The sequence below is a fragment of the Mesorhizobium sp. L103C119B0 genome, assembly GCF_000502235.1.
GTDB lineage: Bacteria > Pseudomonadota > Alphaproteobacteria > Rhizobiales > Rhizobiaceae > Mesorhizobium.
Window position 1 is genome coordinate 200,410 of sequence record NZ_AYXE01000005.1, and the last position, 22,271, is coordinate 222,680.

The following is a 22,271-nucleotide window of genomic DNA, read 5'->3' on the forward strand; positions in this document are numbered from 1 at the left end:
CGTCAGTCGCGGGCTGAAGCGGAAAGGTTCATGCAAAACGGCGGCCGGGTCTGTCCGCCATTTCACAGAGGCGCGGCTAATTCCTTGTGTCAACTCAAGGTGGAAAACAGTCTTGGCGCGCGAAAGACCGGCCGGCTTACTTACCGTCAGTGCCGGCTTCTGCTAGCGTCTTCCCAACCCTGGGGGGATCATGAGACGCAGGCACTTCGTTCTGTTGCTGGCGGCGCTTTTTCTATGTGCGTTGCCGGTCCATCAATCCGTAGCCAAGACCTTGGTCTACTGCACCGAGGTTAGCCCCGATACGTTCGATCCCGCACTCGCCTCCGGATCCCGCGACGCCTCGGCCACCGCTCTCTACAACCGCATGGTCGAGTTCGAGCCCGGCACCACCAAGGTGCGCCCCGGCCTTGCCGAAAGCTGGGAGATTTCCGACGACGGCCTCACCTACACATTCCATCTGCGGCACGGCGTGAAATTCCATAGCGTCGAGGGCTTTACGCCTAGTCGCGACTTCAATGCCGATGACGTGCTGTTTACCTTCGACCGGCAGGCCAACGCGCAGAACCCGTTCAACAATTACGCCAAACGCCAGTACATTTACTTCGACGGCATCGGCATGCCGGATCTTGTCGCCGGTTGGCGCAAGCTTGACGACCGGACTGTGGTGATGAAGCTGAAGGCGCCGCATTCGCCGATGCTTGCTGACCTGGCGATGGATTTCGCTTCGCTCGTTTCCAAGGAATATGCCGACAAGCTCGTCGCAGAGAAGCGGCTTCTCGACCTGGCGCTGAAGCCGGTCGGGACGGGTCCGTTCCAGCTTGTCGACTACCAGCAGGATGCAGTCATCCGCTACAAGGCCAATCCGGACTACTGGCGCGGCAAGCCGAAGATCGACGATCTCGTCTTCGCCATTGCCACCGATGCCAGCATTCGCATGGAAAAGCTGCGCGCCGGCGAATGCGATCTCATGCCCTATCCAAATCCGGCCGACCTGGAGGCGATCAAGGCGACACCCGGAATCAAGGTCATGCGGCAGGAGGGCCTCAATACGGGATACCTCGCCTTCAACACCTTGCAGAAGCCCTTCGACGATCCAAGGGTGAGGAAGGCGATCGCCATTGCCATCGACACGCAGGCGCTGGTCGACGTCGTGTTCCGCGGCACCGGCGAAGTCGCACGCAATCCGCTGCCGCCAACCTCCTGGGCCTATGACAAGACGAGCCCCGATCATGTCTTCGACCCCGCTGCCGCCAGGCAGGGGCTCGCCGATGCCGGCGTAAAAGACCTGCACATGAAGATCTGGGCGATGCCGGTGCAGCGTCCGTATAACCCGAATGCGCAGCGTATGGCCGAAATGATCCAGTCCGACCTGGCAAAGATCGGTGTCACCGTGGAAGTCGTGACGTATGAGTGGACTGAATACCTTGCCCGCTCGAAATCACGCGACCGCGACGGCGCCATGCTGTTCGGCTTCACCGGCGACAATGGCGACCCCGATAACCTCCTGTCGGTGCCGCTTGGCTGTGCCGGCGTCGGCACCACCAATCGTGCCAACTGGTGTTTTCCGGCCTTCGACGATCTGCTCAAGCAGGCAGCCGGGATCGTCGATCCCGCTGCCCGCGCAAAACTCTATTCGCAGGCGCAAACGATCTTCAGGGAGCAGATGCCGTGGGTCGCTATCGCCCACTCCGTGGTCTCGATCCCGATGCGCGAACAGGTGACGGGCTATGTCATGGACCCCTTTGATCACCACGATTTCTCGGGCGTCGATATCAAGGAATAGCGTTCGGTGTCTGCCGCCGATCTCGATGTCTATGTAGAGAGCCTGCGCAATTTCCGACTGGTGCGGAGCTATAGCATCGCGCAGTTGCTGCCTTACCTGGAACAGGCTGGATTGAAAGTGCGCCTGCTCGACCGGCCAGCCGGCCGAGATCGGGCGCCGGTGGCCTTTCTGCATGTCGACCTGACAGTCGTGCCGCCAACGTACCGCGGGCTCGGCCACCTCTACGACCGCACCATCAATGGCCGCGCGCTGTCCATCCACCGGCACCTTTATTCGACACTGAAGCTGGAGGCAGGCGACAGCCACAAGGGGCCGGTTGTCGTCAAGACGGTCCTCAACTCCAGGGGCCGACCAGAGCAGCGCTGGTGGCAGCATCGCAACGGCCTGACCAGGAGCGCGCATGCCATCCGCAAGCTCTTCGAACCCGGCTACAAGGACCGCCTGTGCCCGCCCTATAAGGTCTACCAGACGATCGGCGAGGTTCCTCCGGATGTATGGCGCAACAATCGCCTGATGGTGGAAAGGTTCGCCTTCGAAACCCTCGACCTGCCCATCGTCAAACACCGCTACATGTTCCTGCTCGGCGCCGAGATCAACATGCGGCAGGTCTACGACGATGTGTTGTGCGCCGGCTCAAAAATCCTGAGCAATGAGGTGGGCGGCGCCGTCCCGCCGGAGGTGCTGGCGGTGCGGCAAAGGCTCAACCTGGATTTCGGCGCCATCGACTATTTCATCGTCGACAGCAAAGGCATTGTCGTCGATGCCAACAAGACCGTCGGCTCAAACCCTGAATGGCTGAAGAAGAATCGCTTTCGTCAGGAATTCAACGATCGCATGGCTGAGGAACTGATCGCCTTTGTCCGCGGTTGAGCCGGATCACCAGATCCAGTCGCCTTTGCCCAGCACGGAAACCGCCTCGACAATGCGGCTGAAGGAGGCGCGGGCCCGGCCAACCGTGTGCCTGGCCCGGAGATAGCCGTGCACCAGTCCCGGCTCCTCGAACCAGGTGGCATGGCCGCCGGCAGCGAGGACGCGGTCGCGATAGGCCTCGCCGTCCGACGACAGTGGGTCACACTCAGCGGTGATCAGCACTGTCGGTGGCAGGCCGGTAAAATCTGCGTCGGCCATTGGATACAAAGTGATGTCGCCGGTCCCATCGACGCCGCCGGTGCGGATACCCCTGTAGAAGTCGAGATCGCGCACCGTCAGCATCGGCGCTTCCGCATGCGTCAAATAGGAGCCTTGCGAACGGTCGCCGCCGAGGCCGGGATAGATCAGCACCTGGCCGATCGGCTTTTTGGCATGGCTGCGCGTTGCGTGGGCGACAGCCGCGCAGAGATTGCCGCCGGCGCTGTCGCCGCAGAGCAAAATAGGGCAGTCGTAGTTCGAGGCCGCCCATTCGAAGGCATGCAGCGCATCGTCGAAGGCGGCAGGGTGCAGATGCTCTGGCGCCAGCCGGTAGCCGATGGAGACCACTTCGAAGCCGGTCCGGGCGCACAGCTCGGCGCAGACATCGTCATGGCTGTCCAGCCCACCGAGGATGAAGCCGCCGCCATGGATGTAAAGCACCATCGCGTCCCGGTTGGGTGAGGCAGAGCGATAGATGCGGATCGGGATGTCGTGGGCGGCAATGAAAGTCGTTTCCGCCGTCACACCATTGGGATAGCCGGCAAAGAACTCGCGGCACATCCGGTCATAAATCGCACGCTGCTGGGCGATGGTGTAGTCGATCGTATCGGGCGGGTAATAGGAATTGGTCCGCTCGATGAAGGCCCAGGTCTCGGCATCGATGAGGGTTTTGTAGTCGGTCATGCAGCTCCTTTACCTCCCCCTTGATGGGGGAGGTCGCCGCGAAGCGGCGGGTGGGGGGTGGNGGGGGGGGGGGGGGGGGGGGTGGTGGCGCATCACCCCACCCCGGACCTTCGGTCCGACCCTCCCCATCGAGAGGAGGGTAAAGAGGCTACTTCCCCTTCCACACCGGGTCGCGCTTTTCTGCGAACGCACGAAACCCTTCCATATTGTCCTCCGAGCCATACAGCGCATCGACCGTCGCCAATTGCCGGCGCGTCACGCGGTTCATCGCGTCCTGGAAGGTCAGCGCCTCCGCCACCCGCGCCGTCTCCTTGATCGCGGCGAACACCAGCGGCGGGCCGCTGGCGAGCAGCCTTGCGATCTCCCAGACGCGCTCCTCGAGCTTGTCCTTGGGCAGCACTTCGTTGACCAGGCCCCAGCGATGCGCTTCCGCCACATCCATCCAGCGGCCGGTGAGCAGAAGGTCCATGGCGACATGGTAGGGAATGCGCTTGGGCAGCTTGATCGTCGCGGCATCAGCCAGCGTGCCGGCGCGGATTTCGGGCAGGGCGAAGGAGGAATGGTCGGAGGCGAAAATGAGGTCGCAGGACAGCGCCAGCTCGAAGCCGCCGCCCACCGCCATGCCGTTGACGCAGGCAATGATCGGCTTGTTCATGTCGCGCAGCTCCTGCAGGCCGGCAAAACCGCCGACGCCATAGTCGCCGTCGACCGCGTCGCCACCGGCGGCTGCCTTCAAATCCCAGCCGGCGCAGAAGAACTTGTCGCCGGCGGTCTTGACGATGGCGACGCGCAATCTGGGATCGTCGCGGAACGCCTTGAAGGTCTCGCCCATCAGCCGCGAGGTCTTGAGGTCGATGGCGTTGGCCTTGGGCCGGTCGAGCGTGACCTCGAGAATGGTGCCCTCGCGGCGGGTGGAAATGACGTCAGACATTCTTCTTCTCTCCCAGCACCAGCAGCGAGTCGGCGATCCAGGCGCCCTTGCCCTCGGCGCAGACGATCAGCGGATTGATGTCGAGTTCCTCGATCTCTCCGGCATTCGTCTGCACGAAGCCGGCAATGCCCGCGATGGCGTCGATGGCAGCGCCGATATCGGCCTTGGGCCGGCCACGATAGCCGTCGAGCAGCGGAAACAGTTTGAGGCCACGCAGGGCGGCCTCGATGTCGTCGCGCGTTGCCGGCAGCATCAGCGTGACGCTGTCGCGCAACAGCTCGACCAGCACGCCTCCGGTGCCCAGCGTCATGACCGCGCCGAACATCGGATCGCGGGTGAAGCCGACGATCAACTCGGCAACGCCGTCGCGCACCATGCGCTCGACATAGAGGCCGGTGCCGAGCGGCAGCAGATCATGCGCGGCCGTGCTGACCGATTCGGCGTCTTTCAGATTGAGCCGCACCGCGCCGACTTCCGACTTATGGGTGACGCCGAGCGCCTTCAGCGCCACCGGGAAGCCGAGCGCCATCGACGAAATCACCGCCTCTACGGCGTTAGCGGCACGTTCTGCCTTCGGCACCGGCAAGCCGGCCTTGATCAGCCGCGCCTTGGCTTCGGCCTCGTCAGGGGTGACATGATCGCCGCCGGCAGCACCTGCAGCCGACGTGTCGATAGGCTGCGCCTGCGGCTCGGCCCAGGCCCAGCCGATGAAGGCTGCCGCACCTGCGGCATCCATGGCCTCGGAGATGCCGAACAGCGGCACCATGCCGCGCGCCATCAGTTCGGCGGTGTATTCCTCCGGCAGGTTCTCCGGCAGCGACGAGACAATCGCGCCATGCGCCTTGTTGGTCTTCAGCGCCGATTCGAAGGCGCGCAGCGTCGCCCACCAGTCGGTGACCGAGCAGCGGTCGGGGCGTGGAAAGTCGAGCACCAGCATGTTGAGGTCGAAACCACCCGACACCATGGCGGTGAAGGTGGCGGTCATCGCCGGCTCGTTGTTCCAGATGAAGGTGTGATAGTCCAACGGGTTGGCGACGGCGACCAGCGGCCCGAGCGTCGATTTGACATGGGCGCGGTGCTTGCTGGTGAGCTCCGGGAAATTGACCCAGCGCCCTTCGGCGCTGTCGGCCATGACGGAGGCTTCGCCGCCGGAGCAGCTCATCGAGGACAGGCGGTAGCCGGGCAGCGGCCCGGTGACATGTAGAAGCTTCAACGCCTCGATGAAGGCGGGGATAGAATCGACGCGCGCAATGCCGAGCCGCCGCAGGAAGGCGCCCGAGGCAGCGTCCGAACCGGCCAGCGATGCCGTGTGCGAGACCGTCGCCTGCCGCGCCTGTTCGGAGCGACCGACCTTCATGGCGATGATCGGCTTCTTCAATTCGCGCGCGCGCGCCGCCAGCTTCTCGAAGCCGGCTACCGAATCGAAGGCTTCGATGTGCAGGCCGAGCGAGGTGACGCGCTCATCCTCGATCAGGCCGAGCGCCATTTCCGACAGGCCGGTCTGCGCCTGGTTGCCGGCGGTCATCAGAAAGGCGATCGGCAGGCCGCGCTTCTGCATCGTCATGTTGATGGCGATGTTGGAGGACTGGGTGATGATGGCGACGCCCTTGGCGCCTTCGGGCAGCCTGATGCCGCCATGCTGGTCGGGCCATAGCAGCGCGCCATCGGCATAGTTGATCAGGCCATAACAGTTCGGGCCGATGATCGGCATCTGGCCCGCGACAGCCACCAGTTCGGCCTGCAGCCGCTCGCCGTCATCGTCATAGGCCTCGGTCTCAAGAAAGCCCGCGGCAAAACAGACGGCGCCGCCGGCGCCGCGCTCAGCCAGCGCCTTGATCACCTCGATGGTGAGATGCCGGTTGACGCCGACAAAGGCGGCGTCGGGCGCCCCGGGCAATTCGGCGACCGAGCGATAGGCCTTGCGGCCGGCGACCTCGTCCTTGTTCGGATGCACCGGCCAGATTTCGCCGACAAAGCCCATCTTGATCGATTGCTCGACGACGGCAGCGGCCTGCGCCCCGCCGAACACGGCGATGGATTTTGGGCGCAGGAGACGTTCAAGCTTGTGCATATTCCCCGTCTCTTCTTTTTAAGCCCCGAACGGGCGCAGCAGCGCCCGCGAAATGATGTGGCGCTGGATTTCCGACGTCCCTTCCCAGATGCGCTCGACGCGGGCGTCGCGCCAGATGCGTTCCAACGGCAGGTCGTCCATCAGCCCCATGCCACCATGGATCTGGATGGCTTCGTCGGCAACGAAGGCGAGCATTTCGGTAGCCTTCAGCTTCGCCATGGCCATGTCCTGATCGGTGACGGTGCCCTGATCGTACTTCCAGCCGGCTTCGAACACCATCAGGTCCGCCGCCTTCAATTCGGTCGCCATGTCGGCGAGTTTGAACGACACGCCCTGGAACTTGCCGATCTGCTGGCCGAACTGCTGGCGCTGCGCGGAATATTCGATGGCATGACCGAGCGCCCGCTCGGCGCGGCCGAGACAGGTGGCGCCGACCTGCAGGCGCGTGGCGCCGAGCCAGGAATTGGCGACGTCGAAGCCCTTGTGGACCTCACCCAGCACCTGGCTTGCCGGCAGGCGGCAATCGTCGAATTCGAGGATGGCGTTGGTGTAGCCGCGATGCGAGACGTTGCGGTAGCCGTCGCGCACGGTGAACCCCTTGGTGCCCTTGTCGACGAAGAAGGCGGTGATCTTCTTGCGCTTGCCGCGCGGCGTTTCTTCCTCGCCCGAAGCCATGAAACAAATCGCGAAATCGGCAAGATCGGCATGGGAGATGAAATGCTTGGTGCCGTTAAGGACCCAGTCGTGGCCGTCCTGCACCGCGGTCGCCTTCATGCCTCGCAGGTCGGAGCCGGCGCCGGGCTCGGTCATCGCCAGGCAGTCCCACTTCTCGCCGCGGATGCACGGGAACAGGTACTTTTCGCGCTGCTCGGGCGTGCCGGCGAGCAGGATGTTGGAGGGGCGCGCGACGCAGGTCCAGTGCAGCGCATAGTTGGCGCGGCCGAGTTCCTTCTCGTAGAGCAGCCAAGTCACCGTATCGAGGCCGGCGCCACCGACATCGGCCGGCATGTTGGCCGCATAGAGCCCAGCTTCGATTGCCTTGACCTTGATCTCCTCGATCAACTCGCGGCGCAGCACGCCGGTGCGCTCGACCTCGCGTTCATGCGGGTAAAGCTCATTCTCGACGAACGCGCGCGTCGTCTCGACGATGAGCTTCTGTTCCTCCGAGAGACCGAAATCCATGGTCCTCAGCCCTTCTTCTTTTTCTTCGGCTTTTCCGCCTTCTTCACCGGCTTGGATGCCTTGGCCTTTTCGGCGGCCCTGGATGCGGCCGGCTTCTTCGCTGCCAGCTTGGCCAGCTGCCTGGTATAGTCCTTGTGCAAGGCACCGGCGCCCCAGCCCTTGCCTTTGTTCTGTTTCGACAGAGCATCCATGATCGCGACCAGATTGTCGTCGCGGATCTTTTCCAGCTCGCGGATCGACAGGCCGTGCGCCTGGTCGTCCGACTGGGAGGCGATAAGATCGACCAGCTCGTCGTTGAACTCCGGCACATCCATAAGCTTGGTCCACGGCCATTTCAGGCACGGCCCGAACTGCGCCATGAAGTGGCGCATGCCTGCCTCGCCGCCGGCGACGCGATAGACCTGGAACATGCCCATCTGCGCCCAGCGCAGGCCGAAGCCATAGCGCATGATGTCGTCGAGTTCCTCGACCGTGCAGATACCGTCCTTGATCAGCCACAGCGCCTCGCGCCAGGCCGCTTCGAGCAGGCGGTCGCCGACAAAGGCCTCGATTTCCTTGCGGATCACCACCGGCTTCATGCCGATCGAGGCATAGATTTCCTTGGCAACCTCGATCGCTTCGGGGAACGTCTGCTCGCCGCCGACGATCTCGACCAGCGGCAGCAGGTAGACCGGGTTGAAGGGATGTCCGACAACCAGACGCTCCGGATGCTTCTTCATCGCGACCTGCATGTCGGTCGGCTTGATGCCGGAGGTAGACGAGCCGACTATGGCGTTCGCCGGCGCATAAAGGTCGATCTCGGCCAGCACGCGGTGTTTGAGGTCGAGCCGCTCCGGCACGCTCTCCTGGATGAAATCGGCGTCGGCCACCGCCTCGGCGATGGTCTTGGCAAAGGTCAGTCTGCCTTCCCTGGGCAGGCCGCCTGGAACCATCTGCTTGTAGGCGCGGCGCGCGCCCTTCATCACTTCCGAGACCTTGCGCGATGCCTCCGGATCGGGATCGAAGATCGACACGTCGATGCCGTTGAGCAGCAGCCGCGCCACCCAGCCGGCGCCAATGACACCGCCGCCAATGGCGGCTGCCTTGTTGATGATGCTCATGGTCAGGCTCCGGTTCTTGTCTTGGCGGTTTCGGGGTCGATGAGAGGCACGCGCTCGCCGGAGCGGATCACGAAGGGGTCGTAGGCCTTGCGGGCGAAGACTTCGAGCACGAAGGGCCAGAAGAATTCGATCGGCAGCGTGTCGTAGTCCGGGTCGAAGCTCGACTGGTCCCAGCGTTCGCAAAACTGGTCGCAATCGTCGAAATAGGCATGGCCGGCGAAGCGGTCGCGAGCGTGGCGGTTGCCGCCGAGATGATGCGCGTAATAGAGCCGCTGGAAGTCGCCATGCTTTTCCACCACCCAGGTGCATTGCTCGCGCACGAAAGGTTTCAGGATCGAAGCGGCGTACTCGTCGTGATTGTAGGGAGCGTAGATGTCGCCGATGTCGTGCAGCAGCGCGCAGGTGATCCAGTCGGTGTCGGCGCCGTCGCGCCAGGCACGAGTCGCCGCCTGCAGCGAATGGCCGAGCCGGGTGATCTTGTAGCCGGACAGGCCTTCGTCGAGCTGCACCAAAGCGTCGAGCAGCCGCTCGCCGGTCTTGGCGGCATAGTCGATCTCATGGGCGGTCAGGAACTCATAGTCTTGCCTGTCGCCATCCTTCATCGCAGTGAATTTGACGGTAGCCATGATCCGCTCCCGTCTTAAGCAGCCGCTGCGATCGGCGCCCGCTTGGTGAGGTTGAGCTTCCTGCGCACTTCCTCCGGCCCCAAAATCCTGGCGCCGAGATTGGTGACGATGCTGGCGGCGCGCTCGACCAGCTGCGCATTGGTGGCCAGCACGCCCTTGTCGAGCCAGAGATTGTCTTCGAGACCGACGCGGACATTGCCGCCGGCGAGCACTGCAGCGGCTGCATAGGCCATCTGGTTGCGGCCGATGGCGAAGGCCGACCAGTTCCAGGTCGACGGCACGTTGTTAACCATGGCCATGAAGGTGTTGAGGTCGTCCGGCGCCCCCCACGGCACACCCATGCAGAGCTGCACCAGCGCGTCGGGATTCAAGACCTTTTCTTCGACCAGCTGCTTGGCGAACCAGAGGTGGCCGGTATCAAAAGCTTCGATCTCCGGCTTGACGCCGAGCGCCGTCATCATGCCGCCCATGGCGCGCAGCATGCCGGGCGTGTTGGTCATGACATAATCGGCCTCGGCGAAGTTCATGGTGCCGCAATCCAGCGTGCAGATTTCCGGCAGGCACTGGCGCACATGTTCCATGCGGTTGGTGGCGCCGCCCATGTCGGTGCCTTTTTCATTGAGCGGCAGCGGCGCTTCCGGTGAGCCGAACACCATGTCGCCGCCCATACCGGCGGTCAGGTTCAGGATCACGTCGACTTCTGCCGCGCGGATGCGGTCCGTCACTTCGCGGTAGAGATGGATATCGCGGCGCGGCTTGCCGGTCTCGGGGTCGCGGACATGGCAGTGGACGATGGCGGCACCGGCCTTGGCCGCATCGATCGCCGAATCGGCGATCTGCTTGGGCGAGCGTGGCACATGCGGAGAGCGGTCCTGCGAGCCGCCGGACCCGGTCACGGCACAGGTAATGAAAACCTCACGGTTCATCGCGAGCGGCATGGACATCTCCTCCCATAGAAACAGACCCTAACAATGACCGACTTGCCGGAAACTGTTTTGCAATTTACGAAGCTCTCGTGATCAAAAGCGAAAAACCGACCATCTTTCGCGCTGAGCGATCGCCGCTCAAGGTGATGCTGCTGGTGTTTTCAGGCTCGTCAATCATGTGCGTGGCGTCGGCCGTCGACCCGCTGCGCGCCGCCAACCGCATCTCCGGCGAGACGCTGTTCGATTTCAAACTGGTCTCGGTCACCGGAGAGGCGCCGGTCACCACATGTGGCCTGCCGGTGGCGGTCAGGGGCCGCTTCGATGCGGCCGAGCCGACCGACGTGCTTGTCGTCGTCGCCGGCTTCGGCACCCAGAATTACGCGACATCGGCTCTGCTTTCCGGATTACGGCGAGCGGCCCGCGCGGCTCGCGCCTGCGGGGGCGTCGAGGCCGGCACATGGCTGGTGGCGCGCGCCGGCCTCCTCGAAGGCCGCAGCGCCACCACCCATTGGGAAGACATGGAGGATTTTTCCTCCGCCTTTCCCGGCGTCGACGTGCGTCCGGACCGCTACGTCATCGACGGACCGGTGTTCACCTCGGGCGGGGCGTCGCCGACCTTCGACCTGATGCTGCATCTGATCCGCACCCGGCTCGGCATGGCCGTCGCGCTCGATGTCGCCAGCGTCTTCATCTACGACCAGGCGCGCGCCGCGACCGACGCGCAGCCGCTGGTCTCGCTCGGCCGGCTCGACGGCTACGACCCGCGTCTGGCGCAGGCTATCCGGCTGATGGAATCGCATGTCGACCAGCCGCTGACCATCGACGCGGTGGCAAAACGCGCCGGGGTGACGGCGCGGACATTGGAGAGCATTTTTCGCAAGTCGATCGGCGAGACGCCGGGCGCATATTATCTCAGGCTGCGGCTGGGCGCGGCGCGGCGGCTGGTGGTCGACACGCGGATCGCCATGGCGGATATTGCCGGGCGGACGGGGTTCTCGTCCGCCGCGGCATTTTCCAGAGCGTTTTCAAGAGCGTTCGGCGAAGCCCCGGTCAGGCTGCGCCGAGGTTGATGCATGTCGCCCAAAAGTGTGTCGCGGTTTTGGGATAACGACATGCACAGACAAAGGGAGATCAGGCTGCGTTCTGTCGTTCGCCGCCGGCGTCCATCTGCGAGCGGATCTGCCTCGCCAGACGGAGTTCAAATCGGCTGCTGACAGCCCGATCCCATTCGTTTTTCACGCTGTCGGTCGGCCGCGGCAGCGCCATCAGCCGGTCGATGATCGATCCGGTCTCGCCGGATGAGAGCAGGGCGTCGATTTCGCGTTCGTGCTGCATATCGGTTCGCCTCCTTCCTTTTCACCCGCCACAACCGCATCCTTATACGAGATACGTGACGGCAGTTTGAAGGCAAGAGCGAGGTCATTGAGGGGCGCCAAAGGGCAAACCCTTGTCGTCGGATAAGGTCTTGCGCAAACCCCATTCCGGGGCGGCCGGAATGTTATCCAGCCACCCTTGAGCACAACGAATCGGCTTTCCGCCCTCAGACGTAGCGGTTGACGATGTTTTCCAGCAACTCCTGGCGGCCGGAGCGTGGCTGCGGCTCGATCTTCTTCTTCACCACGCGCTCGGCGATGTCTTCCAGCGAGCGCTTGCCCGACAGCATCGCCTTCCCCTCGGCCGTGTTCCAACCGGCATAGCGCTCGGCCAGCGGACCCGACAGCGCCTTGTCCTCGACCATCTTGGCGGCTGCCTTGAGGCCTCGTGCGCAGGAATCCATGCCGCCGATATGGCCGATCAGCAGGTCCTGCGGGTCGAGCGACTGGCGGCGCAGCTTGGCGTCGAAATTGGTGCCGCCGGTCTTGAAGCCGCCGGCCTGCAACACCTGGTAATAGGCCAGCGCCATCTCGGGCACATTGTTGGGGAACTGGTCGGTGTCCCAGCCCGACTGGTAGTCGTTGCGGTTCATGTCGATCGAGCCGAAGACGCCGAGCGCATTGGCCAGCGCCAGCTCGTGCTCGAAGGAATGGCCGGCAAGAATCGCGTGGCCCTGCTCGATGTTCAGCTTCACTTCCTTCTCCAGCCCGAAGCGCTTGAGGAAGCCGTAGACCGTGGCAACGTCGTAGTCGTACTGATGCTTGGTCGGCTCCTGCGGCTTCGGCTCGATCAGGATCGTGCCTTTGAAGCCAATCTTGTGCTTGTAGTCGACGACGAGACTGAGGAAGCGCCCAGCCTGCTCCTGCTCGCGGGCAAGATCGGTGTTGAGCAGCGTTTCATAGCCCTCGCGCCCGCCCCACAGTACATAATTCTCGCCCTTCAGCCGCTTCGTGACGTCGATGCAGCTTTTCACCGTCGCCGCCGCATAGGCGAAGACATCCGGATCGGGATTGGTGGCGGCGCCCGACATGAAGCGGCGGTTGGAGAACAGGTTGGCCGTGCCCCAGAGCAGTTTGACGCCGGTCTTCTTCATCTTGGCGGCAAAATAGTCGGCGATCTCGTCGAGCCGCGCGGCACTTTCGGAGAAATCCTTGCCTTCCGGCCGCACGTCGGCGTCGTGGAAGCAGAAATAGGGCGCGCCGAGCAGCGAGAACATCTCGAAGGCGACGTCGGCTTTCAGCCTGGCCAGTTCCATCGTGTCGACGCCGCCAGCCTTGGGAAACCAGGGCCGGTCGAAGGTCTGGCCGCCAAAGGGATCGCCGCCCGGCCAGGCGAAAGAATGCCAGTAGGCGACGGCGAAGCGCAGATGGTCTTGCAGCCGTTTGCCGGCCACCACCTCGTCGGGATTGTAGAAGCGGTAGGCCAGCGGATTGGTCGAATCCGGCCCCTCATACTTGATCGCTTTGATGTCGCCGAAAAATCCGCTGCTCATGATTTCTGTCCTCTCTCGAATAGTTCACCCTGATTACCTCAGGCGTAATTGGTTTCGCTCTCGCTTGGGGTGAAAAGCCTCGTGTCAAAGCCACTCAACGAAGGAGACAGACCATGACCGATCTCAACACGATCGCCCAGAACTACATCACCGCCTGGAACGAGGCCGATGCGGATCGCCGTGCCGAACTGCTCAAGGCCACCTTCACCGAAGACGTCAGCTACCGCGATCCGCTCATGCAGGGCGACGGCCACGCCGGCGTTGCTGGGCTGATCGACGGCGTACAGCAGCGCTTCGCCGGCTTCCGGTTCTCGCTGAGGGGCCAGCCGGACGGGTTTGGCGACCGCATCCGCTTCTCGTGGAATCTTGGGCCGGAAGGCGTGCCGTCGGTTATCGAAGGCACCGATATCGGTGTTATCGAAAATGGGCGCCTGAAGAGCGTCACCGGGTTTCTCGACAAGGTGCCGGCGCAGTGATCGATTAAGGGTGGCGCGAGACACCCCCCTCTGCCCTGCCGGGCATCTCCCCCGCAAGGGGGGAGATTGGCTGGCATCCACGCCTTCGCTAATCACCCACCTTACAAGACTGGCATACCCGCCGACGCTGCCGATCTCCCCCCTTGCGGGGGAGATGCCCGGCAGGGCAGAGGGGGGTGCCTCGCGCTCACTCACGCCATGGCGCCTTTGATCGCCGGGTATAGCGCCCGGTAGCGCTGGTACGCATCGGCATACGCCCCGCCAAGCGCAGCATCCGGCTCGATCGTCGCATCCGTCCTCGGCGCCGTGCACACCGCCCGCGGATCAGCCCCTGTCGCCGCGATCAGACCAAGCCTCGCCGCGCCAAAGGCAGCACCGAAATCGCCGTCGGCCGGAATGTCCACCGGCACCTGCAGCGCCGTAGCGATCGCCTTCAGCCAGTAGCGCGAGCGCGAGCCGCCGCCGATCGCCGTCACCCGCGTCAAGATCGTGCCCGCCGTCTTCAAGGCTTCGAGACTGTCGCGGAAGGCGAAGGCGACGCCTTCTAGCACGGCCTGCGTCAGCACTGCGCGGCCGGATTCATGCGCCAGTCCGGTGAAGGACCCACGAATGACGGAATCATTGTGTGGCGTACGCTCGCCCGAGAGGTAGGGCAGGAACGACACACCGCTCGGCGCTTTCAGCGTCTCGCCAAGTTCGGCGGTCAATTCGCCGGCCTTCTTGCCTGAAATCTCCGACAGCCAGTTCAGCGAATCGGTCGCAGACAGGATGACCCCCATCTGGTGCCAGGTGTTGGGCAGGGCATGGCAGAAGGTGTGCACCGCGCTGGCCGGATTGGGCAGATAGGACGCGTTGGCGGCAAACAGCACGCCAGATGTGCCCAGCGACACAAAAGCGTGGCCGGCGCCGACCGTGCCCATGCCGCAGGCCGAAGCAGCATTGTCGCCGGCGCCGCCGGCAACCGGGGTGCCCGATGCTATGCCCCAGCTGGCGGCCAGTTCGGCGCGCAAGGCGCCGGCCTTCTCCGTGCCTTCGACCAGCGACGGCATCTGCCTTTCGTCGAGCGATGTCGCCGCAAGCAACTCGGGGGACCAGCGCCGTTTGCCGACATCGAGCCAGGAGGTGCCGGCCGAGTCGGACATTTCTGAGATATGCTCGCCGGTCAGCCACAGCCGCAGGAAATCCTTCGGCAAAAGCACCTTCGCCACTTTGGCGAAGACCGAGGGCTCATTGTTCTTCACCCAGGCGAGTTTCGGCGCCGTGAAGCCGGGGAAGACGATATTCCCGGTGAGTTGGCGAAAGCGCGGGTCGGCATCGAGCGCCGCGGCCTCAGCGTGGCTGCGCGTATCATTCCACAGAATGCAGGGGCGCAGCACCTGGTCGCCGGCATCGAGCAAGGTGGCGCCATGCATATGGCCGGAAAGGCCGATGCCCTTGACCGCGGCAAGCTCTTTCGGGTGCGAGGCTTTCAGCTCGGCAATGGCCGTCTCGCAGGCGCGGATCCAGTCCGTGGGGTTTTGTTCGGACCAGCCGGGATGCGGCCGCGATACGTCAAGCGAAGCATGGCCGGAGCCGATGATCTTCTGCCCGGCATCGATCAACAGCGCCTTGACGCCCGACGTGCCGAGATCGAGGCCGAGATACATGCATTCCTCCCATTGCCATTAATTTTTTCGGGTCTCGAAAAAATCTGGCTTGCCAGTTTTTAAAACAAGATCCGCCGCGGGTCAATTCTCTGACAAATTGGCGGCCCGTTGCGAAAGCAGCGCCGACAGCGGACTGTCCGGCCGGGCCAGTGCGCGCTCGGCCGTCAACGCCCGGGCAAGCGCTGTGTCGCCGGCGCGCAACGCCGCCTCGATCAACGAGAGATCAATCACATCGCGCTGGGCGTGGCTGCCGCCAAAGCGATGGGCAATGGCGCGGATCGGTCGAATCAGGCGCACCGCTTCGCTGTAATTGCCCTCGCCGAATGCCTTGATGCCTTCCGTCAGTGGCTGGCCGACATCCCGGGTGAAGGCGGCGTTGTCGTCGCTGCCGCGCATCGCCTCGTGCTGGGCTTCGAGCAAGATCTTGACCGGCGCTTCGAGACCGGCGCCGACGAATGCCATCATCGCATGCGCATCGTTGAAGGCGTAATTGCCGGCTCCAGCCTTGGGCGCCCAGTTGGCAGCGAGCGCTGCCCAGCGGTCGCCGACATCGACACCGCCGAGATAAAGCCGCCACAGGATCGCAGAGGCGTCGACCATGTTCAGCGCCAGCGTCGAACGCTCGCCATAGATCGGCCCGTCATAGAGCTTGAGCACCTCGTCGATCTCGCCGAGATCGTAGTGGAACAGCGCCAGATGCCACCAATTATGCACCTGCAGGAAGCTTTCTTTGGTCCACGCCTCGGGGTTGGCGCGCATCCAGGCGATGCCGTCGCGTTGCCGGCTCTGCATCTCCATGACATGGGCGACCGCATGCTGCGCCCAGCCGTCTCGCGGCTCGATCTCGATCGCCTGTCGGCCTAAACTTTCGGCTCTGATATAGTCGCCCATCTCCTCGAGACCGAAGGCCTGCATACCGAGAATGGCGTGGTAACCTGGCATGCCGCTCTGCCAGGACGGCAGCGCGCGGCTGATACGGTCGCGCAGCATGCGGGCATTGCCGGTGAAGAAGTCGATCTGGTGGCCGACCTGCAACGCCACCGCGTCGAGCGGGTTGTCGATGGCGATATCTTCGAGCAGGCGCGCGGCGTCATGCCAGCGTCCCTCGGCAAGATGGCCAAGGGCCGCGACATGCGCCTGTTCGCGCGACGTCGCGGCAAGCGGCAGTGCCGCAGCATGGCATGCCTGGGCGACCGCCATTGCCTCGCGTTCGGTGGCGAGGCCGAACAGATACCCCTTGAAGACATGCGCCATGACGAAACCGGGATCCGCCGATATGGCGCGGTCAACGGAGCCGACCGGGTCGCCGACGAAGCATTGCAATTCATGAACGGCCTGGCTGTAGGGTGAAAACCCGGCCTCGGTCGCGCCCGAAAACATTAGGCCGAATGGATCTCTTACTGCCATATCGGCCCTGATGCTCCGCAGTTCCTATTTGCCCGAGCGCATCGCCACCGTGGCGATCCCGGCGCCGACCAGCAGCGTGCCGCCGGTGCGGTTGAAGATGCGGATCGCCTTGGGGTTGCGTACGACGTTGCGGGCGCGCGCCGCAATCAGCGCGTAGCCGAAGGCATTGGCGAAGGCGAGCGCCAGGAAGGTCGCTTCGAAGATCAGCATCTGTGTCCAGAAATCGGCTTCCCGATTGAGGAACTGCGGCAGGAAGGCGACGAAGAAGGTGATGCTCTTCGGGTTGAGTGCGGTGACCAGCCAGGCGTGCGCCATCATCTTGGCGGCCGAGACGGCATCTGTGCGCGGTTCAGCTTTGAGCGCGCCGCCGGCGCGAAACAGTTTTACCCCGAGATAGACCAGATAGCAGGCGCCGATCAGCTTCAGAATGGTGAACACGGTCGCCGACGCGGCCAGCAGCGCGCCGATGCCCAGCATCGACAGGGTCATGGCGGTGAAGTCGCCCAGCGCCACGCCGACGGCCATCGGCAAGGCGGTGCGCCAGCCCTGGCCCAGCGCATAGGACACGACCAGAAGAATGGTCGGGCCGGGAATGATGAGCAGGACGGTGGAGGCGGCGGCGAAGGCGGCCCAGTTTTCGAACGACATCTTTGTCTCCTTGAGCGCAAAGAAAAGGATAAATCCTCGTGTGCGGGGGAATGTAAAGAGCCCTCTCCCAAAAATGCGCGGCGGACTATTCCGCTCGACCGCTGCGCTATTGGCGGCACAGGCTTAAGACCGGTCGTTGGGGCCTTCACCCTTTTTCAACCATGTTTGGCGAAACTGCCTGCTATCCGGCCGGACCGTGTTTCCCGCCGACAGCGTAGGGTTTGGGTGCATGCGTGAGTTGCCGCAGAATGTGACGCCGCCAGCAAATGGCGACGCAAACGAGACCGAACATCTCTATTCCCGCCGCTTCGTCCTGTCAGGGGCCGGCGCCATGACGCTGCTCGGCATGGCCGGCTGCAGCACTTCGACGCTCGAGCTGCCGCAATTCCAGCTGGATGACACGGTCACCGGCTCGGTGCGGCCGATCCGTCCGGCGATCAGCGTCGACAAGAACGTCACCGGCCCCGATGTCATGTACGCTTCGCTCAACGATGGCGGCTTCGAAGTGCCGGCGGTGCCCTATCAGAAGGTCAAGCCGGAGTTCCGCCGCCAGATCGTCGTCAACGAGACCGGCGAGGCGCCCGGCACCATTGTCGTCCATCTGCAGGAGCGAAAGCTCTATCTGGTGCAGGAGGGCGGCGACGCCATTCGCTACGGCGTCGGCATCGGCAAGGACGGCTTCCGCTGGTCCGGCCGCGCCAACATCCAGTACGGCAAGGAATGGCCGACCTGGACGCCGCCGCCGGAGATGATCCAGCGCAAGCCGGAACTGGTGAAGTGGCAAAACGGCCAGCCCGGTGGCCTCACCAACCCGCTCGGCGCACGCGCTCTTTACATCTACCAGGACGGCAAGGACACCGGCTACCGCATACACGGTTCGCCGGAATGGGCGAGCATCGGCCAGGCGATGTCGTCGGGCTGCGTGCGCCTGATCAACCAGGATATCATCGACCTCTACAGTCGCGTTTCCAAGAAGAACCCGGTCGTCGTCGTCTGATCCTGTGCGGCGGTTTGGCGCCGGTGGAAACTCCCGTTGCGCGATGCGGCAAGCTAGGCCAAGGTGCCTTGAAAACCACAGCGCCGGGAGAGATCGAGCATGGCTGGAACGTTTGTCATCGCACAGGGCGGCGGCCCGACCGCCGTCATCAACCAGACGGTTGTCGGGGCCACGCTGGAAGTCCGCAAGCGCCATCCCGGCGCCAAGGTGCTGGGCTCGCTCCACGGCGTGCGCGGCATTCGTGACGGCAACTATGTCGACCTCTCCGCCATCCCAGAGGACCGGCTGCGGCTGATCGCCGGCACGCCGAGTGCCGCGCTCGGCTCGACACGCGACAAGCCCGACGCTGCCTATTGCGAAGTCATCCTCAACGGGTTGAAGAAGGCCGGCGCCGACGCTTTCATCTACATCGGTGGCAACGACACGTCGGGCACGCAGCAGATCCTGACCGACGCAGCCGGCGGCAGCATCGCTTTCGTCCATGCGCCAAAAACCATCGACAACGACCTCGAGGAAAACGACCACACGCCGGGCTTCATCTCGGCGGCCGAATTCGTCGCCGGCGCCTTCCTGTCCGTCGATCTCGATTTCCGCGCATTGCCCGGCATCTATGTCGGCATCGTCATGGGCCGGCATGCCGGCTTCCTCACCGCGGCGGCTGCAGCCTGGCAGCTCGATCCCGACAGCGGCCCGCATCTGGTCTACGTGCCGGAACGGCCATTCTCCGCCGCCGGTTTCATCGACGACGTGCGCTCCACGCTCGACCGCCACAAGCGCTGCATCGTCGCCGTCTCCGAAGGTGTCAGCACCGCCGACGGCAAGGCGCTGGTCGAAAGCCTGGTGCCGCCGGACAAGCTCGAGCGCGACGCGCATGGCAACGTCAAACTGTCGGGCAGCGACCTGCCGTCAGCTCTGGAACGTGCGCTCGCCGAAGGCCTGCCGGGCAAGCGCGCCCGCGTCGATGCGCTTGGCTACATGCCGCGCGGCTATGTCGGCGCGATCAGTGCCGTCGACGCGCAGGAGGCTTTCGACGCCGGCGCCTTCGCGGTTGCCGTTGCCGGCGAAGGCGGTGGCTCGGTGGCGCTGCAATATGACGGCACGAAAACCGTGCTGAAGAAGGTGCCGCTGAAGAACGTCGCCGGCAAGACGCGCCATATGCCCGACGATTTCATGAAGCCCGATGTCAACCAGCTTTCGGAAGCGGGCATGGCTTACCTGAAGCGGCTGGTGCCGGAAAAATACAAGGTGGGAAAGCCCTTCGTCTGATGGGCGGCCGTTTTGGCGGCGTCCGTTTTGGTGGCGAGCGCGTTGTCGGCGACTGGTTCGGCAAGACGATCATCGACGACCGCACGACGATGCTGACCGAGCCGTTCGTGCATGATTTCGTGCGCGCCAACATCTGGCATTTCAGCGGACGCGACGCCGACCTGCTGGTCGACACCGGCATGGGCATCTGCCCGCTGGCGCCTGAGATCGACACGCCCGAGGGCAAGCCGCTCATTATTGTCGCCACCCACATCCATCTCGACCATGTCGGCTCGCTGCACGAGTTTCCGCTGCGCGCCGGGCCGCGGCACAGTGCCGAGCATTTCGAGACCATGAACGAGGCAGTGACCTACGCCTACATGTTTTGTAATCTCGACGGCGCCGTTTCGAAATTGCCGACGCCGGGCTGGACGGCGGCCGATTACAAGATCCCGCCGGCGCCGCTGACGCGCACGCTGGACGAGGGCGACATCGTCGACCTCGGCGACCGGCAGTTCCGCGTCCTGCATCTGCCCGGACATTCGCCGGATTCGATCGCTTTGTTCGAAGAGACGGACGGGTTGTTCTTTGCCGGCGACGCCATCTACGATTCCATGCTGATCGACGACCTGCCGGATTCCTCCCGGCCTGATTATCGCCGTACCATGCAGCGGCTCCTCGACCTGCCTGTCCGCCTCGGCCATGGCGGCCATGGGCCGAGCTTCGACGGCAACCGGATGCGCGAGATCGCCACAACCTATCTCAGGCGCACCGAAGGCCGCTGACGACATTGTGATCGGAACCAGCGTGGCGCCGTGGTCGAGCGCGTCAATCCGGACACGGCAGCCGCCAATGCGGGCCTGCAGCCGGGCGACGTCATCGTCGCCGTCGACCAGTCGCCGGTGCGGAATGCGCGGCAAGCCAACCAGGCGATCGCCGAGGCCGGCAGATCGGGCCGGAAGTCGGTGCTGCTTTTGATCGATCGCGGCGACGCGCAAATCTTCGTCGCCGTATCCTTCGCCGCCGGTTGAGACATCATGGCAGGCTCGCCGGACCACCGACAGGCCTGCCGCACGGCCGCCGAAATTCCTATTGCCCGCCGCGACATCTTCGAGAACATTACGGCAGGCCGGCAATGGCCTGCTAAAAACGGACAGTCAAATGGTCACTCGCGGTTTTTCCTCCGGTCGAAAGCCTCCGACGGAGACCGATGCGCGCATTCCGCCCGGTCAGTATCTCGAACAGGGCTTTCCGGTGCTGTCGGCGGGGCCGACGCCGCGCGTGCGCACCGAGGACTGGTCGTTCACGCTCAAGCACGGGCCACGCCCGATCAAGAAGTGGAACTGGGCCGAGTTCAACGCGCTGCCCTTGACCAAGATGACGCGCGACATCCATTGCGTTACCGCCTGGACCAAGTTCGATACCGCCTGGCAAGGCGTGCTGGTCGACGACATCCTTGCCGATGCCGGTATCGAAGCGCCGACCAGCTTCCTGCTGGCGCATGGCTATGACGGCTACACCACCAACGTGCCGGCCAAGGATCTCACCGCGGGGAAGGCGATTGTGGCGCTGCTTTATGAAGGCAAGCCGATCACTGCCGACCATGGCGGCCCGGCGCGGCTCTTGGTGCCGCATCTCTATTTCTGGAAATCGGCCAAATGGCTGAACGGACTGCAGTTCACCGAGCGCGACGAGCCGGGCTTCTGGGAATTGCGCGGCTATCACATCTATGGCGACCCGTGGCGCGAGCAGCGCTATAGCGGCGATCCATGAGCGAAGCGCCGCAATCTCCCTGGCAGACGGCGAAAATCACCCGAATCGAAAAGCGGACGCCACGCGTTGCCAGTTTCTTCTTCGCGCTGTCACGGCCATTCGCCTATCGCGCCGGCCAGCATGTCGACGTCAGGCTGACGGCGCCTGACGGCTACCAGGCGCGCCGCTCCTATTCCATCGCTTCGGCGCCGGAGAGCGGCGCCACGATCGAGCTGGCTATCGAGAAGCTCGACGATGGTGAAGTCTCGCCCTTCTTCCACGACATCGCCGCTGTCGGTGACGAGATCGAACTGCGCGGGCCGCTCGGCGGCCATTTCGTCTGGTCCGATGGGGATGGCGGGCCGCTGCTTCTGGTCGGCGGCGGCTCCGGCGTGGTGCCGCTGATGGCGATGGTGCGGCATAGAACCTTGCGCAAATCGGCGGTGCCGGTGGCGCTGATGTTTTCGGTGCGGGTCTGGGACGAGGTGATCTTCCGCGACGAGCTGATCGGTCTCGGTGACCGCCGCGACGGGTTCGAGCTGGTGCTGACGCTGACGCGCGAGGCCGTACGGCGCCCGTCCGACTATTCGAGGCGCATCGACACGGCAATGGTCATGCAGGCGCTCACGCGGCTGCCGCGGCCGCCGGCGCTCGCCTTCGTCTGCGGGTCGAACGCCTTCGTCTCGGCGGCTGCCCGGGCGCTGATCGACGCCGGCATATCAGCGGAAATCATCCGCACCGAGCGCTATGGCGTCTGAGAGGGCCACAGTGGTTCAATGTTTCATGGAAACAGCGACCCGCTC

21 protein-coding genes and 1 pseudogene are annotated in these 22,271 nt (G+C 64.0%); 10 read left to right on the plus strand and 12 right to left on the minus strand.

Annotated elements, in window-relative coordinates; all coding sequences use genetic code 11:
- Positions 1-190 precede the first annotated feature (190 nt).
- On the plus strand, positions 191-1,783 hold the full coding sequence (locus X728_RS156250) for an ABC transporter substrate-binding protein (protein WP_023831227.1): 1,593 nt from the start codon (positions 191-193) through the stop codon (positions 1,781-1,783).
- Positions 1,784-1,789: 6 nt separating this feature from the next.
- On the plus strand, positions 1,790-2,653 hold the full coding sequence (locus X728_RS156245) for a hypothetical protein (RefSeq protein ID WP_023831228.1): 864 nt from the start codon (positions 1,790-1,792) through the stop codon (positions 2,651-2,653).
- Positions 2,654-2,659: 6 nt separating this feature from the next.
- On the opposite strand, the gene X728_RS156240 is transcribed toward X728_RS156245, so the two are convergent.
- The 7 genes from X728_RS156240 to X728_RS156210 form a co-directional block, all read right to left on the minus strand.
- Positions 2,660-3,595, minus strand: coding sequence for an alpha/beta hydrolase (locus tag X728_RS156240; protein WP_023831229.1), 936 nt, complete (start codon positions 3,593-3,595; stop codon positions 2,660-2,662).
- A gap of 148 nt (positions 3,596-3,743) precedes the next feature.
- The gene (locus X728_RS156235) at positions 3,744-4,526 is read right to left on the minus strand and encodes a carnitinyl-CoA dehydratase (RefSeq protein ID WP_023831230.1); all 783 of its coding nucleotides are present in this window, start codon (positions 4,524-4,526) and stop codon (positions 3,744-3,746) included.
- On the minus strand, positions 4,519-6,597 hold the full coding sequence (locus tag X728_RS156230) for an acetate--CoA ligase family protein (protein ID WP_023831231.1): 2,079 nt from the start codon (positions 6,595-6,597) through the stop codon (positions 4,519-4,521). Before X728_RS156230 ends, X728_RS156235 begins: the two co-directional genes overlap by 8 nt.
- Before the next feature lie 18 nt (positions 6,598-6,615).
- Entirely contained in the window at positions 6,616-7,779 is a 1,164-nt protein-coding gene (locus X728_RS156225; protein ID WP_023694246.1) for an acyl-CoA dehydrogenase, read from the minus strand.
- A gap of 5 nt (positions 7,780-7,784) precedes the next feature.
- Positions 7,785-8,879, minus strand: a complete 1,095-nt coding sequence (locus X728_RS156220) for a carnitine 3-dehydrogenase (protein ID WP_023831232.1) — start codon at positions 8,877-8,879, stop codon at positions 7,785-7,787.
- Positions 8,880-8,881: 2 nt separating this feature from the next.
- Positions 8,882-9,505, minus strand: a complete 624-nt coding sequence (locus X728_RS156215) for an HD domain-containing protein (RefSeq protein ID WP_023831233.1) — start codon at positions 9,503-9,505, stop codon at positions 8,882-8,884.
- Positions 9,506-9,519: 14 nt separating this feature from the next.
- The gene (locus X728_RS156210) at positions 9,520-10,443 is read right to left on the minus strand and encodes a 3-keto-5-aminohexanoate cleavage protein (protein WP_023831234.1); all 924 of its coding nucleotides are present in this window, start codon (positions 10,441-10,443) and stop codon (positions 9,520-9,522) included.
- A gap of 77 nt (positions 10,444-10,520) precedes the next feature.
- Here X728_RS156210 and X728_RS156205 point away from each other — a divergent pair, with 77 nt between their 5' ends.
- A complete protein-coding gene (locus X728_RS156205) occupies positions 10,521-11,501 on the plus strand; it encodes a GlxA family transcriptional regulator (protein WP_023831235.1) in 981 nt (326 codons plus the stop codon).
- Positions 11,502-11,562: 61 nt separating this feature from the next.
- On the opposite strand, the gene X728_RS156200 is transcribed toward X728_RS156205, so the two are convergent.
- Entirely contained in the window at positions 11,563-11,766 is a 204-nt protein-coding gene (locus X728_RS156200; protein WP_023831236.1) for a hypothetical protein, read from the minus strand.
- Between the two features lie 205 nt (positions 11,767-11,971).
- Positions 11,972-13,297 (minus strand): xylose isomerase, encoded by a 1,326-nt coding sequence (gene xylA, locus X728_RS156195; protein ID WP_023831237.1) that lies wholly within the window; start codon positions 13,295-13,297, stop codon positions 11,972-11,974.
- A gap of 113 nt (positions 13,298-13,410) precedes the next feature.
- On the opposite strand from xylA, the gene X728_RS156190 reads away from it, so the two are divergent.
- The gene (locus X728_RS156190) at positions 13,411-13,773 is read left to right on the plus strand and encodes a nuclear transport factor 2 family protein (protein WP_023806199.1); all 363 of its coding nucleotides are present in this window, start codon (positions 13,411-13,413) and stop codon (positions 13,771-13,773) included.
- A 191-nt stretch (positions 13,774-13,964) separates the two neighbouring features.
- Here X728_RS156190 and xylB read toward each other — a convergent pair whose 3' ends face one another.
- The 3 genes from xylB to X728_RS156175 all read right to left on the minus strand — a co-directional run bounded on the left by xylB (position 13,965) and on the right by X728_RS156175 (position 17,474).
- A complete protein-coding gene (gene xylB / locus X728_RS156185; RefSeq protein ID WP_023831238.1) occupies positions 13,965-15,419 on the minus strand; it encodes a xylulokinase in 1,455 nt (484 codons plus the stop codon).
- An 81-nt stretch (positions 15,420-15,500) separates the two neighbouring features.
- A complete protein-coding gene (locus X728_RS156180) occupies positions 15,501-16,826 on the minus strand; it encodes a tetratricopeptide repeat protein (protein WP_023831239.1) in 1,326 nt (441 codons plus the stop codon).
- Between the two features lie 24 nt (positions 16,827-16,850).
- Positions 16,851-17,474 carry a LysE family translocator gene (locus X728_RS156175; RefSeq protein WP_023831240.1) on the minus strand — a complete coding sequence of 208 codons (624 nt, stop codon included), beginning with the start codon at positions 17,472-17,474 and terminating at the stop codon, positions 16,851-16,853.
- Between the two features lie 229 nt (positions 17,475-17,703).
- Here X728_RS156175 and X728_RS156170 point away from each other — a divergent pair, with 229 nt between their 5' ends.
- The 6 genes and pseudogenes from X728_RS156170 to X728_RS156145 all read left to right on the plus strand — a co-directional run bounded on the left by X728_RS156170 (position 17,704) and on the right by X728_RS156145 (position 22,226).
- Positions 17,704-18,471 (plus strand): L,D-transpeptidase, encoded by a 768-nt coding sequence (locus X728_RS156170; RefSeq protein WP_023668871.1) that lies wholly within the window; start codon positions 17,704-17,706, stop codon positions 18,469-18,471.
- A 99-nt stretch (positions 18,472-18,570) separates the two neighbouring features.
- Positions 18,571-19,737: a diphosphate--fructose-6-phosphate 1-phosphotransferase gene (locus X728_RS156165; RefSeq protein WP_023831241.1), complete on the plus strand. Its 1,167-nt coding sequence runs from the start codon at positions 18,571-18,573 to the stop codon at positions 19,735-19,737.
- Positions 19,737-20,501 (plus strand): MBL fold metallo-hydrolase, encoded by a 765-nt coding sequence (locus X728_RS156160; protein ID WP_050589878.1) that lies wholly within the window; start codon positions 19,737-19,739, stop codon positions 20,499-20,501. The genes X728_RS156165 and X728_RS156160 overlap by 1 nt, the downstream gene beginning before the upstream one ends.
- 15 nt (positions 20,502-20,516) lie before the next feature.
- Positions 20,517-20,747 (plus strand): annotated as a pseudogene (locus tag X728_RS156155) (PDZ domain-containing protein); the annotation flags it as partial.
- A gap of 130 nt (positions 20,748-20,877) precedes the next feature.
- Positions 20,878-21,489: a sulfite oxidase-like oxidoreductase gene (locus X728_RS156150; RefSeq protein WP_023831244.1), complete on the plus strand. Its 612-nt coding sequence runs from the start codon at positions 20,878-20,880 to the stop codon at positions 21,487-21,489.
- Positions 21,486-22,226 (plus strand): FAD-binding oxidoreductase, encoded by a 741-nt coding sequence (locus X728_RS156145; protein WP_023831245.1) that lies wholly within the window; start codon positions 21,486-21,488, stop codon positions 22,224-22,226. Before X728_RS156150 ends, X728_RS156145 begins: the two co-directional genes overlap by 4 nt.
- The last annotated feature ends 45 nt before the right edge of the window (positions 22,227-22,271 follow it).